Raw genomic sequence first — 26,201 nt, 5'->3', positions numbered from 1 at the left:
GTCGGTTGAACAGACAGCAGATGGGGCCGGAACGGCGGTTTCCAAGACCCGCCGCGCCGGCGCGCGGCGGTATGGGAATACCACCCGGGCGCCGGCCCGGGGCGCCACAATGGACGGGTGCGGTGCCCGGATGCGGGATTCGACCGCCGATGTCCATGCGCCGGGGACCGGCCCGGGATCATTCAACACAGGAGACGAACGATGGCGAAAAAACTGCTGATGCTGGTGGGCGACTATGTCGAGGACTACGAGGCCATGGTGCCGTTCCAGGCGCTGCGGGCCGTGGGGCACGAGGTCGACGCGGTGTGCCCGGGCAAGAAGGCGGGCGAATGGGTGGCTACGGCCGTCCACGATTTCGACGGCGCCCAGACCTACAGCGAAAAGCCCGGACACCGCTTCACCGTCAACCGGGATTTCGACGCGGTGGATGCAATGGCCTACGACGGGCTGGTGATCCCGGGCGGCCGCGCCCCCGAATACCTGCGCATGGACGAGCGCGTGCTGGCCATCGTGCAGCATTTCGACGCCGCCGGAAAGCCCATCGCGGCGATCTGCCACGGGGCGCAGCTGCTGGCCGCGGCCGGCGTGCTCCAGGGCCGCACCTGCTCCGCGTATCCGGCCTGCGCGGCGGAAGTCCGCCTGGCGGGCGGCCGCTATGCCGACATCGCGGTGGACCAGGCGCATACGGACGGCAATCTGGTGACGGCGCCGGCCTGGCCCGCGCATCCGGCCTGGATCGCCCGGTTCCTGGCGGTGCTGGGGACGCGCATCCAGCATTGACCGCGCGCCGCAGCGCAAGCCTCGTCGTCCATGGCGAGGCCGGGCGGGGCCGGGACCGGGCGCCGCCGCCCGGCGCGTCGGGGATTCCCCTCTTGCGCGGCCCGGCCGGCCGTCTCTACAGTCACAGGGTCCCGCGCCCGTTCCGGAGCCTGCGCCATGTGCGAAATCTTCATCCGGGCCAATCCCCGGTCCTACGACAGCGAAACCCGTTCCTTGCGCCTGCATGGCGTGGCGACCAGCGTGCGCCTGGAGCGTCTGTTCTGGCACGTGCTGGAAGACATCGCGCGGCGGGACGGCATGCGGGTGAGCCAACTGATCGAACGCCTGTACGACGAACTGCTGGAATACCGGGGCGAGACCGGCAATTTTTCCTCCTTCCTGCGCGTCTGCTGCCTGCGCTACCAGATGCTGCAGGTCGACGGCCGCATTCCGGCGGACGCGGGCGTGCCGCTGCGTTCGCTGGATCCGCGGACCGTCCTGCGGGGCCTGCCCGACCTGATGTGCGAGGACGAGGCGGCCTGATCCGTCTGCGCAGGGGCCGCCGAAACGAATCCCCCGGACCGCGCATCCAATGGCGCGAAACACGGCGATTCCCGCCGCGCATACCGGGAGATTTCCATGATCACACGTTCCTTCCTGACGGCGGCCGCGGCCGCCGCGGCGTTCAGCCTGGGCGCGCCCGCGGTCCAGGCGGCCGGCGCGTCGGCGCTCAAGGCGCCGCCGGCCGCCCCCTACAAGGCGGTCAGCTCGCTGGTGAAGCTGCCCGATTTCATCCCCGGCATGGGCCGGCTGTTCGTCGATCCCGCCACACTGCCGGCCGGGCCGTTCCTGGGCTACGACCATGCCGGCCGCCTGGTGAACACCACCTACATGATCCCGCTGTCGCTGATGAAGCCCGACATGCATCTGGACGACCTGAAGGTGCCGGCCGGCGTGAAGGTGGACCACGTCGACATCATGTACAACGCGGGGCATCCCGGCGTGCCGGAGCCGCACATCCACATCGTGCTGTGGAACGTGCCGGCCGCGCAGGAAAGCCGTGTGGCGAAATGAGCGCGCCCGCGCATGACCCGCGCCGCCGGCTGCTGCTCGGGGCCGGCGGCGGCCTGGTGCTGGCGGCCGTCCTGCCGTGGCCGGCGCATGCCGGCGAGGCGGTCGAGATCGGCATGTCGGGCACGCCGACCGGGTCGGACGTCTGGTTCCGCCCCAGGGGCTTGCTGATCCGGCCGGGCCAGGCCGTCCGCTGGGTCAACCGCGACGCCGGCAACGTCCATACCTCCACGGCCTATCATCCGGCCAACGGCAAGCCGCTGCGCATGCCGGAAGGCGCGAAGCCGTGGAATTCGGACTACCTGCTGCCGGGGCAGTCCTTCACCGTGGTGTTCGACACGCCCGGCGTCTACGACTATTTCTGCCTGCCGCACGAGCATGCAGGCATGGTCGGGCGGATCGTGGTGGGGGACGTGGATGCCGCGCCGCCCTATGCCGGCACGGATGCGCGGCTGCCTCCGGCCGCCGTGGCGGGTTTCCCCGGCGTGGCGGCCATCCTGGAACGGGGGCGGGTCGATTGACCGCGGGCCGGAGCGCGGCCCTTCTTCCCAGGAACGAGGGCCGCGCTCCGTTCGGGCCCGGCCCTGCCTGGGCGGGCGGCGTCTTTTCAAGCGGCGGCCGTCCGCACCCTGGCCAGGACGCCGGCCACGATGCGGTCGCAGCGCTGGCCCGCGAACGAGAACGCGCCCGCCGCGCGCGGGTCGAAATCCTGCTGCATGGCCGCCTGCAGCAGGCGGCGCGCGCGCATGAAGCGCACGCGCACGGTGGCTTCGGGCAGGTCCAGCACGGCCGCGACCTCGGCGGCCGGCATGTCGTCCACGGCGCGCAGCACGAAGACCGTGCGGTAGAGGTCGGGCAGTTCGTCGATGCGCCGTTCCAGCCGGCGCCGCAGTTCGGCGCGCCAGGCCATCTGGTCGGGGCCGGCGGATGCGGGGGCCGCGGTGTCGGGGTCGTGCATCGGCATGGTGTCCTGTTCGTGCGGAGCCTGGTATGCGGATTGGATGAGGGCTTCGCGCGATCTGTTTCGCCGCCGCCGCATCAGGGCCTCGTTGATGGCGATGCGTGTCAGCCAGGTGGCGGGCCGGGCTTCCGAGCGGAAATCCCGCAGGTGGACGTAGGCCTTCCACCAGGCTTCCTGGACGGCGTCCTCGGCCTCGGCCTCGTCGCGCAGGATGCTACGCGCCGCCCGGTATATCTGCTGGTTGTGGCGGCGCATCAGGGCTTCGAAGGCTGCCAGGTCGCCGTTCGCCGCGCGCCCGATCAGGGCGAGGTCGTCCGAGGCCGACGGATCGTGCTGGATCTGGGTGTCCACGTGAGCTCCTGAAAAGAATACCGTCGGCATTGGATGCGGCCGGTCCGGAAAACGTTTCATGCCGTCCGTTCCATGCCCTCCGTTCCGTGCAGCCCGTTTCACGCCGCCCGTTTCACGCCGCCGCCGGACCGGCATGGCGGCGCGCCGGGCCGCGCGTCAGGTCTTTTTGCGTCCGGGCAGGTCTTCCAGGGTCTGCAGGGCCAGGGCCGAATGGGCGTAGGCACCGCCCGCCCGCATTTCGGCCGCCACCCAGATGGCTTCCATGATTTCCGCATCGGACGCGCCCGCGCGGGCCGCGCCTTCGGTGTGGCCCTTGATGCAGTAGGGGCATTGGGTGACGTGGGCCACGGCCACGGCGATCAACTGCTTGGTCTTCGCGTCCAGCGCGCCGGGGGCGAACACGGCCCTGCTGAAGGCCTTGAACGCGGACAGGGCCTCGGGCGCGAGTTCGGCGCGCCGCTTGGCCAGTTCTGCGGTGGGGTGGGGATACATCGGGGAATCCATGGCGAGGGGCTCCTGGGGCTGTGATGAAGACCATCATAGGCCCGCGCCGCGGGCGCGGCCAGGAAAGCCCCGGGCGGGGCAGGGGATCGGCGCAAGCGCGCAGGGGCGCAGACCCCGCGCCCGGGCGGCGGGAAGCCTACAATGGCGGTTTTCCTTTTCCGGGTGAGTCGTATGGAATCCCGCCGGCCCATGGACGGCCTGGCCTCGGGCCTGATGCTGGTGCTGTGCCTGATCTGGGCCATGCAGCAGATCGTGCTCAAGGCCACCGCCACGGACTTCGCCCCCATGTTCCAGATCGCGGTGCGCAGCGCCGTCGCCGGGGTGCTGCTGGGCCTGTTCATGGCCTGGCGCGGCGAGCGTCCTGACGGGATCCTGCGCCTGTGGCGCCCGGGGCTGCTGGCCGGCACCCTGTATGCCCTGGAATTCGTCCTGGTGGGCGAAAGCCTGCGCCATACCTCGGCCGGCCATGTCGTGGTGCTGCTGTACACGGCGCCGATCTTCGCCGCGCTGGGGCTGCACTGGAAGCTGCCCGACGAGCGCCTGGCCGCCGTCCAATGGCTGGGCGTGGCGCTCGCCTTCGGCGGGGTGGCGCTGGCGTTCCTGTGGCGCGACGATAGCGCCCGCGCGACGGGCGCCGCCATGCTCTGGGGCGATCTGCTGGCCTTGCTGGGCGGCGCGGCCTGGGGCGCCACCACCGTGGTGGTGCGGGTGACGCGGATGGCCGCGCTGCCGGCCACCCAGACCCTGATGTATCAGCTGGTGGTGGGCGCCGCGTGGCTGCTGGCGGTCTCGTTCCTGATGGGACAGACGGACTTCCGCATGACGCCGGTGGTCTGGGCCAGCCTGGCCTTCCAGACGGTGTTCGTCGCGTTCTTCAGCTACCTGGCCTGGTTCTGGCTGCTGCGCAAGTACCTGGCGTCCCGCCTGGGCGTTTTTTCCTTTCTCACGCCGCTGTTCGGCGTGGCCCTGGGCGCCTGGCTGCTGGGCGAGCCGGTGGGAGCGGGCTTCCTGGGCGGAACGCTGCTGGTGGTGACGGGAGTCGTGCTGCTGAGCGGCTACGGCTGGTACCGCCAGTGGCGGGGGCGGCGGGATGAGTCCGGACACCGGTCAGTCCCCGCGGACTGATCGGTGCCTGACGGGGTGCTACGGCGCGACCGAGGCCCCCTGGATGCCGTGGCGCGCCAGCGCCCGGGCCACGAAACCGGACGCCTTGCAGCGTTCGACGAAATCGGCCAGTGCGGCGGCGGTCCGCGCCGGCCGCGATTTCGGCAGCCCCATGGCCTGTTCGATCACCATGAACCGGCCGGGCAGCAGGCGCACGCCGCCGACCCGGTCCGCGTCCGCCTGGAGCTGCTGGCGCACCCCGGCGGCAATCTCCTGGCCTCCGGCCAGGAAATCGTCCACCACGCGCTGGGAATTTTCCGCCCGCACGATTTCGGCCTGCTTCAGATGCCGGCTGAGGAACAGGTCGTAGGCGCTGCCCTGGCCCACCACGACGCGGTGGCCGGGCCGGTCGACCTCGGCGTTGTCGCGCAGTGGGGAATCTTCGCGCACCAGGTAGGCGCCTTCGATGAGGACGTAGGGGGCGGTGAAGGCGATGCCTTCGCCGCGCTTGGGGTCGATGGCGAAGAAGCCGATGTCCGCGGCCTGGCCGGTGACGGCTTCGACCGACTGGGCGGCCTTGTCGAACACCGCCAGTTCCAGGGGGACGCCGAGTTCCCGCGCCAGTTCTCCGGCCAGGTCCACGGACACGCCGGAGACTTCGCCGGTGCCGGCGTCGCGCCGGGCCAGCAGCGGGTTGCCCAGGTTGATGGAGGCGCGCAGGACGCCGGCGGGAGCGAGATCTTCGGACAGGGACATGGCGGGTTCGGCTGGGGTGGTCGATGCTGCGATTGTAGAAGGATCGGTGTACCGTAGGGTATTCCGTTTCCTGGAGACCCCCATGGCGCATGCCGCTCCCACGATGCCTTCCGCGGCGCCCGAACCGGCCCTCGCCGTTGCCGCTTTCTGGCGCGAGGCCGGCCCGGGCCGATGGTTTTCCAAGGACGCCGCCTTCGACGCCGAGTTCCGCGAGCGGTTCATGGACGCCCATTTCGCCGCCGCGCGCGGCGAGCTGGAAGGCTGGCTGGCGCATCCCGAATCGGCCCTGGCGCTGATCCTGCTGCTGGACCAGTATCCCCGCAACGCCTTCCGGGGCACCGGCCACATGTTCGCCACGGATGGCCTGGCCCTGGCCTGCGCGCGCCGGGCGCTCGCCTTCCTGGACCGGATCGAGCCCGCCTTGCGCGGCTTCGTCTGCCTGCCCTTCATGCATGCCGAGAACCTGGCTGTCCAGGAGGAATCCGTGGCCCTGTACGAGCGCGAGGTGCCGGGTTCGCTGCATTGGGCGATCGAGCACCGCGACGTCGTCCGGCGGTTCGGGCGGTTCCCGCACCGCAACCGCCCGCTCGGGCGCGACACCACGCCCGAGGAACAACGATTCCTGAACACCGGGGGATTCGCGGGATGAGGCAGGACACAGAGCAGTCCCTGCGGACTGCTCTGTGCCTGACGAATCCGACCGGCATGCAGGCCGGGAGGTGGAGGGATGCGGCAACTATAAAATGGTCCCAGCCTGACGAATCCGAACCGATCACTCCGCGCCCCCATGTCCGAATCCCGTCCCGAGCCCCTGATCATCGAGCCTTTCTCCGGCGCGCCCGCGCAGCTCTTCGTCGTGCTGCACGGCGAATCCGCCGCGCCGGACCAGGTGCTGGGCCTGGTGGCGGCGATCCGCCAGGCCTTCCCGCAGGCGCTGATCGTCCAGCCGCACGGGCCGTTCGGCGCGGGTGCCACCCGGCGCTGGATCGCCCGGGCCGACCCGGATGCCGAAGCCTATGTCGGGCTGGTGGCCCAGGCGGGGACCGTCCTGGCGGGAGAAGTCCGGGCCTTGCAGCGCGGCCATGGCCTGACCGGCGAACAGACGGCCCTGGCGGGATTTTCCGAAGGCGCGGCCGTGGCGCTGGAAGCCGTCTGCGCCGATGCGGGGCTGGCCGGCAGGGCCTTGCTGTTTTCCACCCGTTTCGCCACGCTGCCGCAGGCCGCGCCGGCGCTGACCACCCTGCATCTGCTGCATGGCGCGGCGGACCGCGTCGCCCCCGTGGACCAGGCGCGCCAGGTCCACGGCCACCTGGCCGACCTGGGCGGCGACGCGACCCTGGACATGGCCTCGGGCGTCGGCCATGAACTGCACGACGCCTTGATCCGCCAGTCCATCGCGCGCCTGCAGACCTACCTGCCGCGGCGCAGCTGGGAGGCGGTGATGGGTTCGCCGGACATCCGGATCGACGAGTACGATGCCGACGGCGGCGCGTCCGACGGGCCGTCCGGAGGCGGCGGAACCCTGCACTAGGACCGCTCCGCGTCCACCAGCGCCCCGGGTGCGCGGCCGCGCCCCGCTGCGTCCTGCTCGCGCCCTACAGCCCCTGGCGTCGCCGGAACGCGCGGCCCGCGGCCTGGGCGCACAGCACTAGGACCGTGGACAGCGCGATCATGAACAGGCCCAGGGCCGACAGCTTGCCCCAGAGGCCGTCGTCGGCGTAGCCCAGGATCTGGATGGCCAGGACTTCCGTGCCGGGGCGCGACAGCACCACGGACACGGTCAGCTCGCGCAGGAACATGGTCGCCATGAGGATCCAGGCGGACACGATCCCCGGGATCAGCAGCGGGATCACGATGCGCCGCAGGGTGGTCAGGCGGCCGGCCCCGCAGACCAGCGAGGATTCCTCCAGGTGGCCGTGGATCTGCACGAAGGCGCTGGCCAGGGGCCGGACCCCGTAGGGCAGGTAGGCCGCGATGTAGGCCAGCAGCAGGGCCGCCAGCGTGGAATACAGCGGCGTCTGCACGAAGAACCACATGAAGCCGATGCCGATGACGATGCCGGGAAAGGAGAACGACAGGAAGCTGAGCGTTTCCAGCAGCGTCGCCAGCGGGCCGCGCGTCTTGACGACGACGTAGGCCACGCCCAGGGACAGCGCCACGCCCAGGGTGGCGCCCACGACCGCCAGGAACAGGCTGTTGCGCAGCGCCAGCAGGGCGCCGGGCTCGTGGAAGACGGCGATCCAGTGCCGCAGGTCCATGGCGGCGAAGGCCCGCGGGCCCGGCGGCATGACGTAGGGCACCAGGGACGTGTACAGCAGCACCAGCACCGGCAGCACGACCATCAGCAGGCACAGCAGCCCGACGGCCAGGCCCAGCGGGCGCCGCAGGGGGCCGAGCTCGATCAGGCCGGGCCGGAAGCCGCGCGCCGAGACCGTGACGTACTTCTCGCCCTCGGCCGTCAGCGCGCGGTAGAGCACGATCAGGGCGATGGAGGCCGACAGCACGCTCATGCCGACCGCGGCGGCCTGGCCGTAGTCCGGGGCGAAGCCGGTGGAGATCATGTCGTACAGGTAGGTGGCCAGCACGTCCACGCGGCCGGGGGTGCCCAGGACCCGGGGCACGGCGTAGGACGCCAGGCTGCGCACGATCCCCAGGACGATGGCCGCCAGGATGGCGGGCCGCAGGACCGGCAGGGTGACCCGCAGCAGGGTGCGTGTCCAGCCGGACCCCGACACGCGCGCGGCCTCTTCCAGCGACGGGTCGAAGGCGGCCATGGCCGGGGCGATGATCAGGTAGGCGATGGGCATGTTCAGCAGCCCCTCGACCAGGGTCATGCCCCACAGCGAGTAGATGTCGAAGGGCGCCGAGTCCAGGCCGAGCAGCCCCTGCAGCGCCTGGTTGAGCAGGCCGTTGCTGGGGTTCAGCAGCAGCGCCCAGCTGGCCGAGAACAGCAGGTGCGGGATCATCATCGGAACGATGGACAGCACCGTGAACAGCGGCTTGGCGGGGATGTCGGTGCGGGTGTTCAGGTAGGCCAGGAACAGGGCCAGCAGCGTGGCCAGCAGCGACGAGCCGAGCACGAACACCGCCGTGTTGAACGTGACGTCCCACAGGTACGGGTCGGTGTAGGCGCGGACGTATTTCGACAGGGTGAACTGGCCGAAGGCGGTCAGCCCCTGGGACAGGCTGCCCAGCAGCAGCATCAGGACCGGGCACAGGGTCAGGAAGCCGACCAGGACGATCAGGGTCCAGCTCAGGGAGCGCGACTGGGGGCGGGACATGGCGGCTTCAGGCGCTCAGCAGCAGGCAGTGAGCCGGATCCAGGCGGATTTCGACGCGTTCGCCCGGCGCGGCCTGCACGTCCGGATCGATGCGCGCCAGCAGCCGTTCGTCGTTGACGCGGATCTCGGCCTCGTAGACCTCGCCGACGAATTCCATGGATTCGATCGTGCCTTCGATGACGTTGAAGCCCGGACCGACCTCATGGCGCGTGACGCGGATGAATTCCGGCCGGATGCACAGCGTGGCCTCGGCGCCTTCCGGCAGGTCGCGGGCCTGGCAGTGGATCGTGCCCAGGCCGCAGCGCGCCAGCGTGCAGTCGTTCTCGCGGTTGCGGACGATGGCTGGGAACTGGTTGGCCCGGCCGATGAAATCCGCCACGTAGCGGTGCCGCGCGTCGAAGTACATGTGCTGCGGCGTGCCGGTCTCGATCACGCGCCCGGCCTGCATCACGGCGATCGTGTGCGACAGGGCCAGGGCCTCGACCCGGTCGTGGGTGACGTACAGGGCGGTGATGCCGAGTTCGCCGAGGAAGCGGCGCAGCAGCTTGCGGGTTTCCTCGCGCAGCTTGGCGTCCAGGTTGGACAGCGGCTCGTCGAACAGGATGACGCGCGGTTCGGCCACCAGGGCGCGGGCCAGGGCCACGCGCTGCTGCTGGCCGCCCGACAGGCGCGTGGCGGGCTGCCGCTCGACACCGCGCAGCTGGACGAATTCCAGCGCCCGGGCGACCTTCTCGCGGATCTGCGCCCGGGGCGTGCCGCGCACCTGCAGCGGATAGGCGATGTTGTCGAAGACCGACATGTGCGGCCAGATGGCGTAGGTCTGGAACACCATGCCCAGGCCGCGCTTCTCGGTGGGCACGGCGATGCGGCGTTCGGACGACCAGACGACATCGTCGCCGATGCGGATTTCGCCGGCGTCCGGGGTTTCCAGGCCGACGATGCAGCGCAGCAGCGTCGTCTTGCCGCAGCCGCTGGGGCCCAGCAGGGTGAAGATCTCGTTGGCCGGGATGGTCAGGTCGACGTGGTCCAGGGCGGCGACGGTGCGGCCTTCGGACCGGTAGGTCTTGCACAGGCCTTCGATGCGGATTTCCATGGCGGGCGCCGGGTTCAGCGGGCGCCGAACAGCTTGCCGAACTCGCGCCCCCAGCGTTGCAGTTCCTGGTCGGAGAGGTCTCGCACGGGCTTGACCTGGACCTGGTCGATGCCCGGGATCGGGGGATGCACGCCCGGGGCCAGCACGTATTCGCCCACGTCCCTGGCCAGCAGCGACATGGCCTCGCGGCCCAGCCAGTAGTCCACTAAGGCGCGCGCGGCGGCCGGGCGCGGCGCCTTGGCCGTGACGGCGATGGCGCGGGCCGAGCCCAGCAGCGGCCCGGACAGCGGGCCCCAGGCCAGCGGCGCGGGAGCCTTGGTGACGATGTACTTGGGCATGGAAATGGCGATGCGCTTTTCGCCGCTTTCGATGGGCGCCGGCGTCGGACCGAACGAGGCCACGAACATGGGCTGGTTGGCCGCCAGCGCCTTGACGAACTGCATCCATTCGTCTTCCGAGGCGAAGACCTGCTCCTTGAGTCCGACCAGCCAGGAAATCGTCGAGGCGTGGCTGGACGGGTTGGCCATCACGATTTGGCCGCGCCATTTCGGGTCGCCCAGGTCCTGGTAGCGCTTGGGCGCGTCGGCGGCCTGGACGTGCTGGGTGTTGTACAGGTAGGAGACGTATTCCACCCCGAACAGGGTGATGTGCTCGTCCTTGGTGGCCCAGTCCGGGTAGCCCTGGGCGGCCGGGGACCGGTAGGGGGCCAGGATGCCCTGTTCCTTCAGGAGTTCCAGCATCGGCAGGGGAGCCTGCACCACGTCCGCCGTCAGCTTGCCAGCGGCGGCCTCGGTCAGCAGGGTGGGGATGAACTTGGAACTGGAGATCCGCGAATATTCGCCCTGGATGCCGGTCGCCTTCTGGAAGGCATCCATGATGGGCTGCACGGAGGTGATGTTGGCGAAGAACGTGGCCTTGCCCTCGGCCCGGGCGGCGGCGTCGGCGGCGTGCGCCCAGGCCGGCAGGCCGGGCAGCGCGGCGGCACCGGCCAGTTTCAGGAAATCCCTGCGGTCGAAGGAAGGCTGCGTCATTGTTGACTCCTGAATAGTGTTTTTGGCATGGTAGTGTGCGGGGCGGCCGCAGGCAAGCACGAGGAAAGCGCGCCGCCGGGGGCCTCGGGGCGCCGGTCGGCGCCGGCCTTCCCGCCGGAGGGGGCGCCTGCCCGCCGCCTACAGCAGCGCCTTGCGCAGGGCCTCGGGCGACCGGGGCGACAGCAGGCCGGGGGCCACGTCGAACACGGTGCGCGCGCCGGTCTCCCCGGCCGACTTCATTCGCCAGGCGGCGCGCGCGTAGGCCACCAGCACGCTGGACGTGAAGGCCGGGTTGCTGTCGAGCTTCAGCGAGAATTCCATCACCTGGTTCTCGGCGGCGGCCGTCTGCCCGCTGCGGATCACGAAGCCGCCGTGCGGCATGCCGGCATGCTCGCGGGCCAGCGTGGCCTCGTCGATGAAATGCACCGTGGTGTCGTAGTCGGCGAAATAGTCGGGCATGGCGACGATGGCCTGCTCGACCTCGCGGGGGTCGGCGCCCGGTTCCAGTACCACGTGGCATTCGCGTCGGTGCTTTTCACGGGTCGAGAGCGTGGGCTGCTCGCCCGCGCGCACGCGCGCCACCGCTTCGGGGACCGGAATCGTGTACTGCACCCCGGCCCGCACGCCGGGCACGCGCCGGATGGCGTCCGAATGCCCCTGGCTCAGGCCCTTGCCCCAGAACGTGTAGGTGGCGCCGGCCGGCAGGATGGCCTCGCCCACCAGGCGGTTGATCGAGAACAGGCCCGGGTCCCAGCCCACCGCGATGACGGACAGGTTGCCGTGCGCGCGGGCGGCGGCGTCCATGGCTTCGAAGTATCGGGGAATCCGGGCGTGGGTGTCGTAGCTGTCCACCGTCGTGAACCACCGCGCCAGCTCGGGGCCCTGGGCGGGCAGGTCGTCCTTGGAACCGCCGCACAGGATCATGACGTCGATGTCGTCGCGGTGCGCGGCGGCCTCGTCCAGGGGCAGGACGGGTGTCGCGGGGTCCGGCAGGCGCAGCGAGGCCGGGTCGCGGCGCGTGAAGACCCCGGCCAGGCGCATGTCGGGGCAGCGGGTCAGGGCCGCCAGGGCGCCGCGTCCCAGGTTGCCGTAGCCGGCGATGCCGACGCGGATCGTGTGTATAGCCATGGAGTTCCTTCGGGTAGCGTGAAGTGGATGACGCGCGGCTCACTGCCGCCGGTTCAGGCCGCCCGCCACCCAGCGTTCGATGAGGGGCCAGAGATCCGCCGGGGTGTCGGCGATCGCGTCGGCGCCCCAGCGGGCCGGATCGTCCAGCGAACAATAGCCGTAGGCGGCGGCCACGGTCGCCATGCCGGCCGACTGGCCGGCCACGATGTCGCGCTCGTCGTCGCCGATGTAGATGCAGTGTTCGGGCGCGACGCCGGCCTCGCGGGCCGCGTGCAGCAGCGGTTCCGGATGCGGCTTGGTGTGCGGGGTGGTGTCGCCGCCCACCGTCACCAGGCAGCGGTCCTGCAGGCCCAGGTGGCGCACGATGGGCAGGGCCAGCGATTCGACCTTGTTGGTCACGATGCCCCAGCCGTAGGACTGGCCGCCCAGCAGGTCGAGCAGTTCGGGGATGCCCGGGAACAGCCGGGTGCGCACCAGCATGGCTTCGGCATAGTCGCGCAGGAACCGTTGCCGGGCGGCTTCGTATTCCCCCGACCGGGCATCCAGGTCCAGGGCGGCCTTGAGCAGGCCTCGCGCGCCGTGCGAGGCGTGCGGCCGCAGGGCCTCGTAGGGCAGGGGGGGCAGGCCCCGGTAGTGGCGCTGGCGGTTGGCGGCGGCGGCCAGGTCCGGCGCCGTGTCGGCCAGGGTGCCGTCGAAATCGAACAGGACGAGGCGGTGCGGCATGGTCATTCGGGGCGCCGCGCGGCCATCAGGTAGTTGACGCCGGTGTCCGTGGTCAGGCTGTAGCGCCGGGTCAGGGGCTGGTAGCCCATGCCGGACAGTCCGACGACTTCCAGCCCCGCCGCGCGCGCGGCGGCGGCGAGTTCGCTGGGGGTGATGAAGTGTTCGTAGCTGTGGGTACCCCGGGGCAGCATCCGCATCACGTATTCGGCCGCCACGATGGCCAGCAGGAAGGACTTCGGATTGCGGTTCAGGGTGGAAAAGCACACCAGGCCGCCCGGGCGGACCAGCCGGGCGCAGGCGCCGACGACCGAGGCCGGATCGGGCACGTGTTCCAGCAGTTCCATGCAGGTGACGAGGTCGAACTGGCCGGCCTGCCGTTGCGCGTAGTCTTCGGCGCTGGCGCATTCGTACTGGACCTGGACGCCCGATTCGTGGCCGTGCAGGCGCGCGATCTGCAGGGATTGCTTGGCCAGGTCGATGCCCGTGACGCGGGCGCCTTCGGCCGCCATGGCCTCGGCCAGCAGGCCGCCGCCGCAGCCCACGTCCAGCGCCCGCAGGCCGTCCAGGGCGCCGGCCTGGGTGCGGATCCAGTCCAGGCGCAGGGGGTTGATGTCGTGCAGGGTCTTCAGTTCGCCCTGCGGGTCCCACCAGCTGGAGGCGAATGCGCTGAATTTGTCGAGTTCCGCCGGATCGGCGTTGGCTGCATGCATGGGGCGGGCTCCAGAAGGCTCCAGAAAAGAATAGGGCTCCGTTGAACGGAGCCCTATTGTATCCGCCGCGCGCGGGGCGCGGCGGCTTCGTGCGGCCTGCGAGATTACTTGCGGGTACCGACGATTTCGATTTCCACGCGGCGGTTCTGAGCGCGGCCTTCGCGGGTCTTGTTGGACGCGATGGGTTGCAGTTCGCCCTTGCCTTCGGCGTAGATGCGGTCGGCCGGCACGCCCTTGCTGATCAGGTATTGCTTGACCGTGTTGGCGCGGCGTTCGGACAGCTTCTGGTTGTAGGCTTCGGTGCCGATGGAGTCGGTGTGGCCGGTGGCGATGACCGTTTCCAGGTTGATCGAGTCGGCTTGCTGGGCGACTTGGTCCAGCACTTGCTTGCCTTCGGGCTTCAGGGTGGACTTGTCGAAGTCGAAGAAGGTGTCGGCGTTCAGGACGACCTTGCTGGCGGTCGGGGCGACGACGGGCGCTTCGGCGACGGGCTTGCCGCAGCCTTCGGCGGCGGTGGCAGGCGTCCAGAACGCATCACGCCAGCAGTTCTGGCCGCTCGCGTCCTTCCAGACGGTGCCGTCCACGCCGGTCCAGTTGTCGGAAGCCGAGGCGGTGCCGACGGCGGCCATGGCAGCGATGGCGAGTCCAATAGCGATTTTGGAGGGTTTGTTCATGTTTCTCCTCGTTTGAGCATGATGCTTGAAAGTGACCGCAGCGAACCCCCGCCGCATATCGAAAGAACGCTTCCAGTATAGCAATGTCGAGTTGGAATGCTCAGAGTTGCGCTGGGTTTCATGCGTGTTAGGCGAAATCTTAAGGCATTTTCCCCCGCCGGGTTAAGCACAAATCCCTTCGTGCCCCCTCTGGGCGTGTTTTACACGAATGGACGCGGCCGGGTGTAGGCTTTTCGCAACATCCAGGCCGGCCCGGCGGTCCGGATGCCGGCTTCGGGGCGCGGCGCCGCCCGCCGTCGCCGCCCGGCCGGAGCCGTGGAGCGAATGATAGAATCACCGATTGGCCAGGGTGCCGGGTAGACGGGCAACCCTCCAGGCGGGTCGGGCATGCGCGACTCGTCCGGGGGGACGCGATTCGCGGTCCGTCGCTCCGGGCGCCGTCCGGTCCAGTCATTCAAGCCTGAAAGGTTTTTCGGATACGCCATGGATTCTTTCGCCAAAGAGACGCTGCCCATTTCGCTCGAAGACGAAATGCGGCGCAGCTACCTGGATTACGCGATGAGCGTGATCGTGGGTCGCGCCCTGCCGGACGTGCGCGACGGGCTCAAGCCCGTGCACCGGCGGGTGTTGTTCGCCATGCACGAACTGAACAACGACTGGAACCGCGCCTATAAGAAGTCCGCGCGCATCGTCGGGGACGTGATCGGTAAATACCACCCTCACGGCGATTCCGCGGTCTACGACACCATCGTGCGCATGGCCCAGGATTTCTCGCTGCGCTACATGCTGGTCGACGGCCAGGGCAACTTCGGCTCGATCGACGGCGACAATGCGGCGGCCATGCGCTACACCGAAGTCCGACTGTCGAAGATCGCCCACGAGCTGCTGGCCGACATCGACCAGGAAACCGTGGACTTCGGCCCGAACTACGACGGCAGCGAGCAGGAACCCCTGCTGCTGCCGTCGCGCCTGCCGAACCTGCTGGTCAACGGCAGCGCCGGGATCGCGGTGGGCATGGCGACCAACATCCCCCCGCACAACCTGTCCGAGGTCGTCGAGGGCTGCCTGTACTGCCTGCGCAATCCCGACTGCACCGTCGACGAGCTGATCGAACGCATCCCCGCGCCGGATTTCCCCACCGGCGGCATCATCTACGGCATGTCCGGCGTGCGCGAGGGCTACCGCACCGGGCGCGGGCGGGTGATCATGCGCGCCAAGGTCCACTTCGAGGACATGGAGCGCGGCAACCGCCAGGCGATCATCGTCGATGCCATTCCCTATCAGGTGAACAAGAAATCCCTGCAGGAACGCATCGCCGAGCTGGTCAACGAAAAGAAGATCGAGGGCATCTCCGACATCCGCGACGAATCGGACAAGGACGGCATGCGCCTGGTCATCGAGCTCAAGCGCGGCGAGGTCCCCGAGGTCGTCCTGAACAACCTCTACAAGAACACCCAGCTGCAGGAAACCTTCGGCATGAACATGGTGGCGCTGGTCGACGGCCAGCCGCGCCTGCTGAACCTGAAGCAGATGGTGCAGTACTTCCTCCAGCACCGCAGGGAAGTCGTCACCCGCCGCACCATCTTCCAACTGCGCAAGGCCCGCGAGCGCGGCCACGTGCTGGAAGGCCTGGCGGTGGCCCTGGCCAACATCGACGATTTCATCGCCATCATCAAGGCCGCGCCCACCCCGCCGGTGGCGCGCCAGGCCCTGATGGACCGTAGCTGGGATTCGTCCCTGGTGCGCGAAATGCTCGAACGCGCCGACGGCAACGTCGCCTCGGGCGGGCGCGCGGCCTACCGCCCGGACGGCCTGGAGGCGCATTTCGGCCTGCAGGCCGACGGTCAGTACCGCCTGTCCGAAGTCCAGGCCCAGGAAATCCTGAACATGCGCCTGCAGCGCCTGACCGGCCTGGAGCAGGACAAGATCGTCGGCGAATACCGCGAGATCATGGAAACCATCGCCGACCTGCTGGACATCCTGGCCCGTCCCGAACGGGTCACCGCGATCATCGGCGACGAACTCCAGGCGATCCGCGCCGAATTCTCCAACGCCAGCAACGACCGGCGCCGCTCGGAAATCGAATACAACGCCACCGAGCTCGAGACCGAGGACCTCATCACGCCCATGGACATGGTGGTGACGCTGTCGCGCAGCGGCTACATCAAGAGCCAGCCGCTGTCCGAATACCGGTCCCAGAAGCGCGGCGGCCGCGGCAAGCAGGCCACCGCCACCAAGGAAGACGACTGGATCGACCAGCTCTTCATCGCCAACACGCACGACTACCTGCTGTGCTTCTCCGACCGGGGCCGCGTCTACTGGCTCAAGGTCTGGGAAGTGCCCCAGGGCTCGCGCAATTCGCGCGGCCGGCCCATCGTCAACATGTTCCCGCTGGTCGACGGCGAGACCATCACGGTGGTGCTGTCGGTCAAGGCGTTCAGCGACGACCATTACGTCTTCATGGCCACCTCGCGCGGGACGGTCAAGAAAACCCCGCTGTCGGATTTCTCCAACCCCCGCAAGGCCGGCATCATCGCCGTCGGCCTGGATGACGGCGACTTCCTGATCGGCGCCGAGCTGACCGACGGCCAGCACGACGTGATGCTGTTCTCGGACGCGGGCAAGGCCGTGCGCTTCGACGAGAACGATGTGCGCCCGATGGGCCGCACGGCGCGCGGCGTGCGCGGCATGTCGCTGGAGGACGGCCAGTCCGTGATCGCCCTGCTGGTGGCGGAAGACGAAACCCAGAGCGTGCTGACGGCCACTGAAAACGGCTACGGCAAGCGCACGTCCATCGTCGAATACACGCGCCATGGGCGCGGCACCAAGGGCATGATCGCCATCCAGACCTCGGCGCGCAACGGCAAGGTCGTCGGCGCCGTGCTGGTCAAGCCCGACGACGAGATCATGCTGATCACGACCGGGGGCGTGCTGGTGCGCACGCGGGTCTCCGAGATCCGCGAGATGGGCCGCGCCACCCAGGGGGTCACGCTGATCAACGTGGACGAGGACAGCCTGCTGTCGGGGGTGCGCCGCGTGGTCGAGAGCGATGCCGACGAGGACGAGGACGACGAGACCGTCGATGCCGGTCCGGAATCGCCGGGCGGCGCCGCTCCGGCGGCCGATGGCCCGGCCGAACCCCAAGCCGACGAGGATCAGGAATCATGAGCCGCCCCTGGAATTTTGCCGCAGGCCCTTCCACCCTGCCGCTCGAAGTCCTGCAGCAGGCCGCCGCCGAAATGTGCGACTGGCACGGCAGCGGCACCTCGGTCATGGAAATGAGCCACCGCGGCAAGCATTACAGCCGCATCCGCGACGAGGCCGAGGCCGACCTGCGCGCGCTGCTGTCGGTGCCCGACGACTTCGAGGTGCTCTTCATGCAGGGCGGCGCCTCGGCGCAGAACGCCATCGTGCCGCTGAACCTGATCGGCCGCGCCGGCCTGGGCCGGGCGGACTACGTGCTGAGCGGCCACTGGGCGCGCAAGTCCTTCAACGAGGCCGCGCGCTATGGCGACATCGCCGTCGCCGCCACGGCCGAATCCGGGACCGTCGAGGACGGCCGCCGCTACGGCCCCTGGTGCTGGCTGCCGGATCACGCCCAATGGCGGGTCCGCCCCGACGCGGCCTATCTGCACCTGTGCGCCAACGAGACCATCGGCGGGGTCGAGCAGCCCGTCATGCCCGACATGGCCGCCCTGGGGGCGCCCGACGTGCCGCTGGTGGCCGACATGTCGTCCAACATCCTGTCCCGGCCCATCGATTTCTCGCGGGTGGGCATGGTCTACGCCGGGGCGCAGAAGAACGCCGGCCCGGCCGGGGTCACGCTGACTTTCGTGCGCAAGGACCTGATCGGCCATGCGCTGCCGCATTGCCCCTCGGTGTTCGACTACGCCAACGTGGCCGGCGCCCAGTCCATGTTCAACACGCCGCCGACCTACGCCATCTACGTGGCGGGGCTGGTCTTCAAGTGGCTGCTGCGCCAGGGCGGGGTGGCGGCGATGGACGCCGCCAGCGAAGCCAAGTCGCGCGCCCTGTACGACTACCTGGACGGTTCCGGCCTGTATGAAAACCGCATCGCGCCGGCCTGCCGTTCGCGCATGAACGTGCCGTTCTTCCTGCGCGACGAATCGCTGAACGCCGCCTTCCTGGCCGAATCCGAGGCCGCCGGGCTGCTGGCCCTGAAAGGCCACAAGGCCGTGGGCGGCATGCGGGCCTCGCTGTACAACGCCATGCCCATGGAAGGCGTGCGGGCCCTGATCGACTTCCTCAAGGACTTCGAGGCCCGCCATGGCGGATGACGACACCCTCCAGTCCCGGCTGGAACCCCTGCGCCAGCGCATCGACGCGCTGGACACGCAGATCCTCGACCTGCTCAACCAGCGCGCCCGCGCGGCCCTGGAAGTCGGCGAAGTCAAGAAGGCCTTCGACGCCGCCGGGCCGATCCTCAAGCCCGAGCGCGAGGCCCTGATCATCCGGCGCCTGCAGTCCGACAACCCCGGGCCGGTCCCGGAAGAGGCCGTCGCCGCCATCTGGCGCCAGATCATCTCCACCTGTCGCGGCCTGGAAAGCGTGCTGACCGCCGCCTTCCTGGGGCCGCAGGGTTCGTTCTCCGAACAGGCGGCCTACGAGCATTTCGGCCATGCCATCACCGGCCTGCGCTGCGAATCCTTCGACGAAGTCTTCCGCGCCGTCGAGGCCGGGCAGGCGGACGTCGGCATCGTGCCGGTGGAAAATTCCACCGAGGGCGCCGTCAACCGCAGCCTGGACCTGCTGCTGAATTCCTCGCTGAAGGTCCTGGGCGAGCGCACCATCCGCATCCATCACAACCTGCTCACCCTGACCGGGGGGCTGGAAGGCGTCACCCGGGTGCTGGGGCATCCTCAGGCCCTGGCCCAGTGCCAGGCCTGGCTCAGCCGCAACCATCCCGGACTGGAACGCCTGCCCGTGGCCAGCAACGCCCAGGCGGCGCGCATGGCCTCGGAAGACCCCGCCTGCGCGGCGATCGCCGGGGACGCGGCCGCCGCCGCCTGGGGGCTGAGCGCCGTGGCCAGCGGGATCCAGGACGATCCCCAGAACCAGACCCGTTTCGTGGCCGTCGGCCCGCGCGACGCCGGCCCCACCGGCCGCGACAAGACCAGCCTGGTCCTGGCCGTGCCGAACCGCGCCGGCGCGGTCTACGACATGCTGGCGCCGCTGTCCCGGCACGGCGTGTCCATGACGCGCCTCGAATCGCGCCCCGCCCGCACGGGGCAGTGGGAATACTATTTCTACGTCGATCTGCTGGGTCATCGGGACGACGAGCCCGTCGCCCAGGCCCTGGCCGAACTGCGCCAGCAGGTCGCCTTCTTCAAGGTGCTGGGATCCTACCCCCGGCAATGAGGTCCGCTTCATGACAGACACCCTGGCGCCCACCCACATCCGGGCCATCGCTCCCTATCAGGCCGGCAAGCCGATCGAGGAACTCGCCCGCGAGTACGGGCTGGATCCGGACGGCATCATCAAGCTGGCTTCCAACGAAAACCCGCTGGGCTGCTCGGACCGCGTGCGCGCGGCGCTCGCCGAGGCCGCCGGCGCGCTGCACGGCCGCTATCCGGACGCCAACGGCTTCGACCTGAAGGCGGCCCTCTCGGCGCGCCACGGCGTGCCCGCGGACTGGATCACGCTGGGCAACGGTTCCAACGACCTGCTGGAACTCGCCTCGCTGGCGCTGCTGGACGAGGGCACGTCGGCCGTCTACGCGCAGCACGCCTTCGTGGTCTACCGCCTCAGCACCCAGGCCCGGGGCGCCCGCCACCTGATGGTGCCGGCGCGCGACTACGGCCACGACCTGGACGCCATGCTGGCGGCGATCGCCGGGGACACGCGGCTGGTGTTCATCGCCAATCCAAACAATCCCACCGGCACCCATCTGCCCGGTCTCCGCGTGCGGGCCTTCCTGGAGTCCGTCCGGGAGCGGCACGGCGACCGCGTCGTCGTGCTGCTGGACGAGGCCTACGACGAATACCTCGATCCCGAGGAGCGCGCGGACAGCACCCAATGGGTGCGCGAATTCCCCAACCTGATCGTCACCCGCACTTTCTCCAAGGCCTATGGTCTGGCCGGGCTGCGGGTCGGCTACGCCCTGGCGCAGCCGGCGCTCACCGACCTGCTCAACCGGGTGCGCCAGCCCTTCAACGTCAACGTCCTGGCCCAGCTCGCCGCGCGCGTCGCCCTGGACGACGCCGATTTCCTGGCGCGCACCTACGCCCTGAACCGGGCGGGCCGGGCGCAGCTCCAGGAAGGCTTCGCCGCCCTGGGCCTGGATTTCGTGCCCAGCCATACGAATTTCGTGCTGGTGCGGGTGGGCGACGCCGTGCGCATCAATGGCGAACTCCTGCGCCGGGGCGTCATCGTGCGCCCCGTGGCCGGCGACGGCCTGCCCGAGCACCTGCGGGTCAGCGTCGGCCTGCCCGAGGAAAACGCCCGCCTCCTCGACGCCCTGAAGGCCGTGCTGCGGGCATGAAAGAGCAGGGCGAAAGCGGTCCCCCCGGGGACCAGCAAGCCGAAGGCGCGGCGTGGGGGCACCCTCTTTCGCCGCCGGGCCGCTCCCAAGGCGAAAGCGGCCCCCTCGGGGGGCAGCAAGCCGAAGGCGCAGCGTGGGGGCACCCACTCGTTCCAGTGCTGGCCGTCGTCGGCACGGGGCTGATCGGCGGCTCCTTCGCGGCGGCCCTGCGCCGGGTGGGGCAGGCGGGCCGGGTGCTGGGGGTCGGGCGCAATCCGGTTTCGCTCCAGCGCGCGCGCGACCTGGGCCTGATCGATGAAATCGCCGATCTGGATCAGGCGGCCGCCCGGGCCGACCTGATCTTCCTCGCCACGCCGATCGGCGCCATGGCGCCGATCCTTCGCGACTTGGCGCCGGTCCTGCGGCCCGACACCCTGATCACCGACGCCGGCAGCACCAAGGCCGACGTGGCGCGCCTGGCCCTGGACATCCTGGGCGAGCGCCACGCGCAGTTCATCCCCGGCCACCCCATCGCGGGATCGGAGATGACCGGCCCCGAGGCGGCCGATCCCATGCTGTACCACGGCCGCAAGGTCGTGCTGACCCCGTTCGAGGACACGCCCGGCCTGCTGCAGCATCGCCTGATCCGGATCTGGGAAGCCTGCGGCGCGCGCATCTCGCTGATGACGCCCGAGGCCCACGACCGGGCGCTGGCGGCGGTCAGCCACGTGCCGCACTTCCTGGCGGCCGCCTACATGGCCCAGATCGTCCGGGCCGACGACGCCGACACGCGCCTGAACCTGGCCGGCACGGGGTTCCGGGACTTCACCCGGATCGCGGCGGGTTCCGCCGAGGTCTGGCGCGACATCTTTCTTTCCAACCGGGCGGCGGTGCTGCGCGAACTGGACGATTTCGACCAGGCGCTGCGGCTGCTGCGGGCGACCCTCGAAGGCGATCCCGACCCCGCCGCGCTCGAAGCCCTGCTCGAACAGGCGGCGCTCGCCCGCCGGTTCTGGGGCGGCAGGAGCCAGATGCAATGAACACGACCGGCGCCGACGCGCGCGAACCCTCCCTGCGACTGGAGCCGGCCGCGCGCGCGCGCGGCACGGTGACCCTGCCGGGATCCAAGAGCATTTCCAACCGGGCGCTGCTGCTGGCGGCGCTGGCCGAAGGCGAAACCGAGCTCGACGGCCTGCTGGATTCCGACGACACGCGGGTCATGCGGGATGCCTTGCGGACCCTGGGCCTGGACCTGCGCGAAGACGGGGCGGGGCGGGTGACCCTGTCCGGCGCCGCCGACTGGCCGCGGAAACAGGCCGACCTGTTCCTGGGCAACGCGGGCACGGCCTTCCGGCCGCTGACGGCCGCGCTGGCGATGATGGGCGGCGATTACCGGCTTGCGGGCGTGCCGCGCATGCACGAGCGGCCCATCGGCGACCTGGTCCAGGCGCTGCGCGGCCTGGGTTGCGACATCATCCATGAAGGGCAGGATGGCTATCCTCCCTTGCGCATCGGCCAGGGGCGCCTGGACGCGCGCCAGCCCGTGCGGGTGCGCGGTTCCGTGTCCAGCCAGTTCCTGACGGCGCTGCTGATGGCCGCGCCGATCGCGGCCCGCCGGGCCGGGCGGGACGTGGTCATCGAACTGGACGGTCCGCTGATCTCGAAGCCGTACATCCTGATCACCCTGAACCTGATGGAACGCTTCGGCGTGCGCGTGCGGCGCGAAGGCTGGGAACGCTTCACCATCGCGGCAGACGCCCGCTATCGCAGTCCGGGCCGCTACCGGATCGAGGGCGACGCCTCGTCCGCCTCGTATTTCCTGGGGCTGGGCGCCATCGCCGGCGGCCCGGTCCGCATCGAAGGCGTCGGCGGCGACAGCATCCAGGGCGACGTGGCCTTTGCCGAGGTGATCGAGGCCATGGGCGCGCGGGTCGAGCGCGAGGCCGACGCCCTGACGGTGCGGGGCCTCGCGGTGGCCGAGGGCGAGCGGCTCAAGGCCTTCGACCGCGACTTCAACCTGATCCCCGACGCCGCCATGACCGCCGCCGTGCTGGCCCTGTACGCCGACGGCCCCTGCCGGCTGCGCAACATCGCCAGCTGGCGGGTCAAGGAAACCGATCGCATCGCCGCCATGCACGCCGAACTGGCCCGGCTGGGCGCGCGCGTGGAGTCCGACGCCGACAGCCTGACCGTGCACCCCCCGCGGGCCGCCGACTGGCGCGCCGCCGAGATCCGCACCTACGACGACCATCGCATGGCGATGTGCTTCTCGCTGGCGGCCTTCGGTCCCGTGCCGGTGACCATCCTGGACCCGGGCTGCGTCAGCAAGACCTATCCCGACTATTTCACGGACTTCCGCCGCCTGCTCGGGGCCGGCTGACGCCGTCCGCCCGGGGCGTCCCGGGCGGCGGGTCCGATCCACAGAAGAGGAACCCCCATGGCCGCCGATCATCCTGGCAACGGCACTCCGGCGCGGCCCGCGCCGGTCATCACCATCGACGGCCCGACGGCCTCGGGCAAGGGCACGATCGCCCAGCGGGTGGCCCGGGTCCTGGGCTGGCATGTGCTGGACAGCGGCGCGCTCTACCGCCTGACCGCCCTGGCGGTGCTGCGCGAGGGCGGCGACGGCGCGGACGAGGCCCAGGCGGCCCGGCTGGCGCGGCGCCTGGACGTGCGCTTCGAGCCGGACGCCATCCTCATGGACGGCGAGGACGTCGGCGCCCTGATCCGCCGGGAAGAGGTCGGCAACCTGGCCTCGCGCGTGGCCGCCTGGCCGGCGGTGCGCGAGGCGCTGCTGGCGCGCCAGCGGGACTTCCGCCGGGCGCCGGGCCTGGTGGCGGACGGGCGCGACATGGGTACCGTGGTCTTTCCCGACGCCCCCTTGAAAATCTTTCTGGACGCGGGCGTCGAGGTCCGGGCGCAGCGGCGCCATAAGCAGTTGAAGGACAAGGGTTTTTCTGCTAACCTAGATGGCCTTTTGCAAGACCTGCGGGCGCGCGATGCGCGAGACCGGGGTCGGGCGCATGCGCCGCTGGTTGCGGCGGCGGATGCGGTTACCGTGGATTCGTCCCATCAGGGGATCGATGACGTGGTGCGTCAAGTGCTGGATCTCTGGTCCGCACGCGGGCCTGCCTGACGGGGCGCCGTTTCCGGCGTTTCCTTCGGGCGGGATGTTTTTTCACTCCGCCGGGCGTTTTGCCTGGCGTGTCATGATTGCCCCTCGGGGCGTATGGATCAATCGTTCATGTCCACCCTTACCACTGAAGCCGCCCTGGGCGGCGAAAGCTTCGCCGATCTGTTTGCCGCCAGCATCAAGGATCAGAACATGCGCTCCGGCGAGGTCATCTCCGCCGAAGTCGTGCGCATCGACCACAATTTCGTCGTGGTCAATGCCGGCCTCAAGTCCGAAGCCTACATCCCCCTCGAAGAATTCCTGAACGACCAGGGCGACCTGGAAGTGGAGGGCGGCGACTTCGTCTCCGTCGCCATCGATTCCCTGGAAAACGGCTACGGCGACACCATCCTGTCGCGCGACCGCGCCAAGCGCCTGTCGGCCTGGCTGCAACTCGAACAGGCCCTGGAATCCGGCGAACTGGTCAACGGCACCATCACCGGCAAGGTCAAGGGCGGCCTGACGGTCATGACCAACGGCATCCGCGCCTTCCTGCCGGGCTCGCTGGTCGACCTGCGTCCCGTCAAGGACACCACCCCCTACGAAGGCAAGACCCTCGAATTCAAGGTCATCAAGCTCGACCGCAAGCGCAACAACGTCGTGCTGTCGCGCCGCGCCGTGCTCGAGGCCAGCATGGGCGAGGAACGCGAAAAGCTGCTCGAAACCCTGCACGAAGGCGCCATCGTCAAGGGCATCGTCAAGAACATCACCGACTACGGCGCGTTCGTGGACCTGGGCGGCATCGACGGCCTGCTGCACATCACCGATATGGCCTGGCGCCGTGTCCGCCACCCGTCCGAAGTGCTGCAGGTGGGCCAGGAAATCGAAGCCAAGGTCCTCAAGTTCGACCAGGAAAAATCCCGCGTCTCGCTGGGCGTCAAGCAACTGGGCGAAGATCCCTGGATCGGCCTGGGCCGCCGCTACCCGCAAGGCACCCGTCTGTTCGGCAAGGTCACCAACCTGACCGACTACGGCGCGTTCGTCGAAGTCGAGGCCGGCATCGAAGGCCTGGTGCACGTCTCCGAAATGGACTGGACCAACAAGAACGTCGATCCGCGCAAGGTCGTGACCCTGGGCGAAGAAGTCGAAGTCATGGTCCTGGAAATCGATGAAGACCGCCGCCGCATCTCGCTGGGCATGAAGCAGTGCCGCCCGAACCCCTGGGAAGATTTCGCCTCCAACTTCAAGCGCGGCGACAAGGTCCACGGCGCCATCAAGTCGATCACCGACTTCGGCGTGTTCGTCGGCCTGCCCGGCGGCATCGACGGCCTGGTGCACCTGTCCGACATCTCCTGGTCCGAGACCGGCGAAGAGGCCGTGCGCAACTTCAAGAAGGGCGACGAGATCGACGCCGTGGTGCTGGGCATCGACACCGACAAGGAACGCATCTCCCTGGGCGTCAAGCAGCTCGAAGGCGATCCGTTCAACAACTTCGTGGCCACCTACGACAAGGGCGCCGTCCTGTCGGGCACCGTGAAGTCCGTCGAACCCAAGGGCGCCGTCGTGACGCTGTCCGTGGACGTCGAAGGCTACCTGCGCGCCTCGGAAATCTCCGCCGGCCGCGTCGAGGACGCCACCACGGTCCTGCACGCCGGCGACCAGGTCGAAGCCATGATCATCAACATCGACCGCAAGGCGCGTTCGATCCAGCTGTCGATCAAGGCCCGCGACAATGCCGAAACGGCCGAGACCATCCAGCGCATGACCGAAGCCAGCGCCTCCTCGGGCACCACCAACCTGGGCGCCCTGCTGAAGGCCAAGCTCGACCAACAGCGCGACGAGTGATGCCTGGCCTGACCAAGTCCGAGCTCATCGCCGTGCTGGCGGGCCGCTATCCGCAGTTGGCGGCCCGCGACATGGACTTTGCTGTCAAGACGGTCCTCGACGCGATGGCCGATGCGCTGGCCCAGGGCCAGCGCATCGAAATCCGCGGCTTCGGCAGCTTTTCCCTCTCGCGGCGCCAGCCGCGCGTGGGGCGCAATCCCAAGTCCGGTGAAAAAGTGCACGTGCCGGCCAAGCTGGTCCCGCACTTCAAGCCGGGCAAGGAACTGCGCGAACGGGTGGACCAGGGTCCCGCCGGCGGCGACGCCGACGAGCCCGCCACCGTGGCCGATCTGTACCAGGCCCGCATGATGTGACGCGGGCCGGCCCGCGCCATCGCGGCCGAATGACGGGCGGTGCCTTTAGAGGCACCGCCCGTCGTCTTTTTGCCGCCGGGTCGCCCCAAGGCAAAAAGCGCCCCCTCGGGGGGATGAACCCGGACGCGGGGCAGTCCCTGCGGACTGGCCTGCGCCTGGCGAATCCGAGCGGCATGCAGGCCGCGAGGTGGATGCAAGCAGCCGCAGGCTGCGCGGCGTGGGGGCTCTTTCCGTTTACAATAGAGGGATTGTCCCGAGGAGCTT

Annotated in this window: 26 protein-coding genes; 16 read left to right on the top strand and 10 right to left on the bottom strand. The window is 69.7% G+C overall.

The window, feature by feature from the left end; all coding sequences use genetic code 11:
- Window positions 1-201 precede the first annotated feature (201 nt).
- From ACFO27_RS00715 to ACFO27_RS00700, 4 genes are all read left to right on the top strand, one after another.
- Complete coding sequence (locus tag ACFO27_RS00715) at window positions 202-780, top strand: DJ-1/PfpI family protein (protein ID WP_376815563.1); 579 nt, start codon at window positions 202-204, stop codon at window positions 778-780.
- A gap of 156 nt (window positions 781-936) precedes the next feature.
- Window positions 937-1,302 (top strand): ribbon-helix-helix domain-containing protein, encoded by a 366-nt coding sequence (locus ACFO27_RS00710; RefSeq protein ID WP_376815562.1) that lies wholly within the window; start codon window positions 937-939, stop codon window positions 1,300-1,302.
- A 96-nt stretch (window positions 1,303-1,398) separates the two neighbouring features.
- Entirely contained in the window at window positions 1,399-1,833 is a 435-nt protein-coding gene (locus ACFO27_RS00705) for a DUF5602 domain-containing protein (RefSeq protein WP_376815561.1), read from the top strand.
- Window positions 1,830-2,351, top strand: coding sequence for a plastocyanin/azurin family copper-binding protein (locus ACFO27_RS00700; protein WP_376815560.1), 522 nt, complete (start codon window positions 1,830-1,832; stop codon window positions 2,349-2,351). The genes ACFO27_RS00705 and ACFO27_RS00700 overlap by 4 nt, the downstream gene beginning before the upstream one ends.
- An 86-nt stretch (window positions 2,352-2,437) precedes the next feature.
- On the opposite strand, the gene ACFO27_RS00695 is transcribed toward ACFO27_RS00700, so the two are convergent.
- Window positions 2,438-3,142 (bottom strand): RNA polymerase sigma factor, encoded by a 705-nt coding sequence (locus ACFO27_RS00695; RefSeq protein ID WP_376815559.1) that lies wholly within the window; start codon window positions 3,140-3,142, stop codon window positions 2,438-2,440.
- A gap of 156 nt (window positions 3,143-3,298) precedes the next feature.
- Entirely contained in the window at window positions 3,299-3,646 is a 348-nt protein-coding gene (locus tag ACFO27_RS00690) for a carboxymuconolactone decarboxylase family protein (RefSeq protein ID WP_376815558.1), read from the bottom strand.
- A 171-nt stretch (window positions 3,647-3,817) separates the two neighbouring features.
- Here ACFO27_RS00690 and ACFO27_RS00685 point away from each other — a divergent pair, with 171 nt between their 5' ends.
- Window positions 3,818-4,771, top strand: coding sequence for a DMT family transporter (locus ACFO27_RS00685; RefSeq protein WP_376815557.1), 954 nt, complete (start codon window positions 3,818-3,820; stop codon window positions 4,769-4,771).
- An 18-nt stretch (window positions 4,772-4,789) separates the two neighbouring features.
- Here ACFO27_RS00685 and ACFO27_RS00680 read toward each other — a convergent pair whose 3' ends face one another.
- Window positions 4,790-5,506 carry an ABC transporter substrate-binding protein gene (locus tag ACFO27_RS00680; RefSeq protein ID WP_376815556.1) on the bottom strand — a complete coding sequence of 239 codons (717 nt, stop codon included), beginning with the start codon at window positions 5,504-5,506 and terminating at the stop codon, window positions 4,790-4,792.
- 82 nt (window positions 5,507-5,588) lie between these two features.
- Here ACFO27_RS00680 and ACFO27_RS00675 point away from each other — a divergent pair, with 82 nt between their 5' ends.
- Together ACFO27_RS00675 and ypfH are read left to right on the top strand one after the other, a co-directional pair.
- A complete protein-coding gene (locus tag ACFO27_RS00675; RefSeq protein WP_376815555.1) occupies window positions 5,589-6,155 on the top strand; it encodes a DUF924 family protein in 567 nt (188 codons plus the stop codon).
- A gap of 138 nt (window positions 6,156-6,293) precedes the next feature.
- On the top strand, window positions 6,294-7,037 hold the full coding sequence (gene ypfH, locus ACFO27_RS00670; protein ID WP_376815554.1) for an esterase: 744 nt from the start codon (window positions 6,294-6,296) through the stop codon (window positions 7,035-7,037).
- A 64-nt stretch (window positions 7,038-7,101) separates the two neighbouring features.
- On the opposite strand, the gene ACFO27_RS00665 is transcribed toward ypfH, so the two are convergent.
- From ACFO27_RS00665 to ompA, 7 genes are all read right to left on the bottom strand, one after another.
- On the bottom strand, window positions 7,102-8,787 hold the full coding sequence (locus tag ACFO27_RS00665; protein ID WP_376815553.1) for an ABC transporter permease: 1,686 nt from the start codon (window positions 8,785-8,787) through the stop codon (window positions 7,102-7,104).
- 7 nt (window positions 8,788-8,794) lie between these two features.
- Window positions 8,795-9,880 (bottom strand): ABC transporter ATP-binding protein, encoded by a 1,086-nt coding sequence (locus ACFO27_RS00660; protein ID WP_376815552.1) that lies wholly within the window; start codon window positions 9,878-9,880, stop codon window positions 8,795-8,797.
- A 14-nt stretch (window positions 9,881-9,894) separates the two neighbouring features.
- Window positions 9,895-10,911 carry an ABC transporter substrate-binding protein gene (locus ACFO27_RS00655; protein WP_376815551.1) on the bottom strand — a complete coding sequence of 339 codons (1,017 nt, stop codon included), beginning with the start codon at window positions 10,909-10,911 and terminating at the stop codon, window positions 9,895-9,897.
- Window positions 10,912-11,049: 138 nt separating this feature from the next.
- A complete protein-coding gene (locus ACFO27_RS00650) occupies window positions 11,050-12,039 on the bottom strand; it encodes a diaminopimelate dehydrogenase (protein WP_376815550.1) in 990 nt (329 codons plus the stop codon).
- 39 nt (window positions 12,040-12,078) lie between these two features.
- The gene (locus ACFO27_RS00645; RefSeq protein WP_376815549.1) at window positions 12,079-12,768 is read right to left on the bottom strand and encodes an HAD family hydrolase; all 690 of its coding nucleotides are present in this window, start codon (window positions 12,766-12,768) and stop codon (window positions 12,079-12,081) included.
- On the bottom strand, window positions 12,765-13,472 hold the full coding sequence (ubiG, locus tag ACFO27_RS00640; RefSeq protein ID WP_376815548.1) for a bifunctional 2-polyprenyl-6-hydroxyphenol methylase/3-demethylubiquinol 3-O-methyltransferase UbiG: 708 nt from the start codon (window positions 13,470-13,472) through the stop codon (window positions 12,765-12,767). Before ubiG ends, ACFO27_RS00645 begins: the two co-directional genes overlap by 4 nt.
- Before the next feature lie 104 nt (window positions 13,473-13,576).
- Window positions 13,577-14,146, bottom strand: a complete 570-nt coding sequence (gene ompA, locus ACFO27_RS00635; protein WP_376815547.1) for an outer membrane protein OmpA — start codon at window positions 14,144-14,146, stop codon at window positions 13,577-13,579.
- A 483-nt stretch (window positions 14,147-14,629) separates the two neighbouring features.
- On the opposite strand from ompA, the gene gyrA reads away from it, so the two are divergent.
- From gyrA to ACFO27_RS00590, 9 genes are all read left to right on the top strand, one after another.
- A complete protein-coding gene (gene gyrA / locus ACFO27_RS00630; RefSeq protein WP_376815546.1) occupies window positions 14,630-17,314 on the top strand; it encodes a DNA gyrase subunit A in 2,685 nt (894 codons plus the stop codon).
- Window positions 17,311-18,444 carry a 3-phosphoserine/phosphohydroxythreonine transaminase gene (gene serC / locus ACFO27_RS00625; RefSeq protein ID WP_376815545.1) on the top strand — a complete coding sequence of 378 codons (1,134 nt, stop codon included), beginning with the start codon at window positions 17,311-17,313 and terminating at the stop codon, window positions 18,442-18,444. The genes gyrA and serC overlap by 4 nt, the downstream gene beginning before the upstream one ends.
- The gene (pheA, locus tag ACFO27_RS00620) at window positions 18,434-19,525 is read left to right on the top strand and encodes a prephenate dehydratase (RefSeq protein WP_376815544.1); all 1,092 of its coding nucleotides are present in this window, start codon (window positions 18,434-18,436) and stop codon (window positions 19,523-19,525) included. Before serC ends, pheA begins: the two co-directional genes overlap by 11 nt.
- A gap of 10 nt (window positions 19,526-19,535) precedes the next feature.
- A complete protein-coding gene (gene hisC / locus ACFO27_RS00615) occupies window positions 19,536-20,648 on the top strand; it encodes a histidinol-phosphate transaminase (protein ID WP_376815543.1) in 1,113 nt (370 codons plus the stop codon).
- A gap of 155 nt (window positions 20,649-20,803) precedes the next feature.
- Window positions 20,804-21,667 carry a prephenate dehydrogenase gene (locus ACFO27_RS00610; RefSeq protein WP_376815542.1) on the top strand — a complete coding sequence of 288 codons (864 nt, stop codon included), beginning with the start codon at window positions 20,804-20,806 and terminating at the stop codon, window positions 21,665-21,667.
- Complete coding sequence (aroA, locus tag ACFO27_RS00605; RefSeq protein WP_376815541.1) at window positions 21,664-23,007, top strand: 3-phosphoshikimate 1-carboxyvinyltransferase; 1,344 nt, start codon at window positions 21,664-21,666, stop codon at window positions 23,005-23,007. Before ACFO27_RS00610 ends, aroA begins: the two co-directional genes overlap by 4 nt.
- A 57-nt stretch (window positions 23,008-23,064) precedes the next feature.
- Window positions 23,065-23,763, top strand: a complete 699-nt coding sequence (gene cmk, locus ACFO27_RS00600; protein ID WP_376815540.1) for a (d)CMP kinase — start codon at window positions 23,065-23,067, stop codon at window positions 23,761-23,763.
- Window positions 23,764-23,871: 108 nt separating this feature from the next.
- Window positions 23,872-25,584 carry a 30S ribosomal protein S1 gene (gene rpsA / locus ACFO27_RS00595; protein WP_376815539.1) on the top strand — a complete coding sequence of 571 codons (1,713 nt, stop codon included), beginning with the start codon at window positions 23,872-23,874 and terminating at the stop codon, window positions 25,582-25,584.
- Window positions 25,585-25,592: 8 nt separating this feature from the next.
- Window positions 25,593-25,937, top strand: a complete 345-nt coding sequence (locus ACFO27_RS00590) for an integration host factor subunit beta (protein WP_323024011.1) — start codon at window positions 25,593-25,595, stop codon at window positions 25,935-25,937.
- Window positions 25,938-26,201: the final 264 nt, after the last annotated feature.

It is taken from the genome of Castellaniella denitrificans, from assembly GCF_042653765.1.
Lineage (GTDB): Bacteria > Pseudomonadota > Gammaproteobacteria > Burkholderiales > Burkholderiaceae_B > Castellaniella > Castellaniella denitrificans.
Note: the sequence above shows the minus strand (reverse complement) of the source record. Positions and strands in the feature narration are given on the sequence as shown.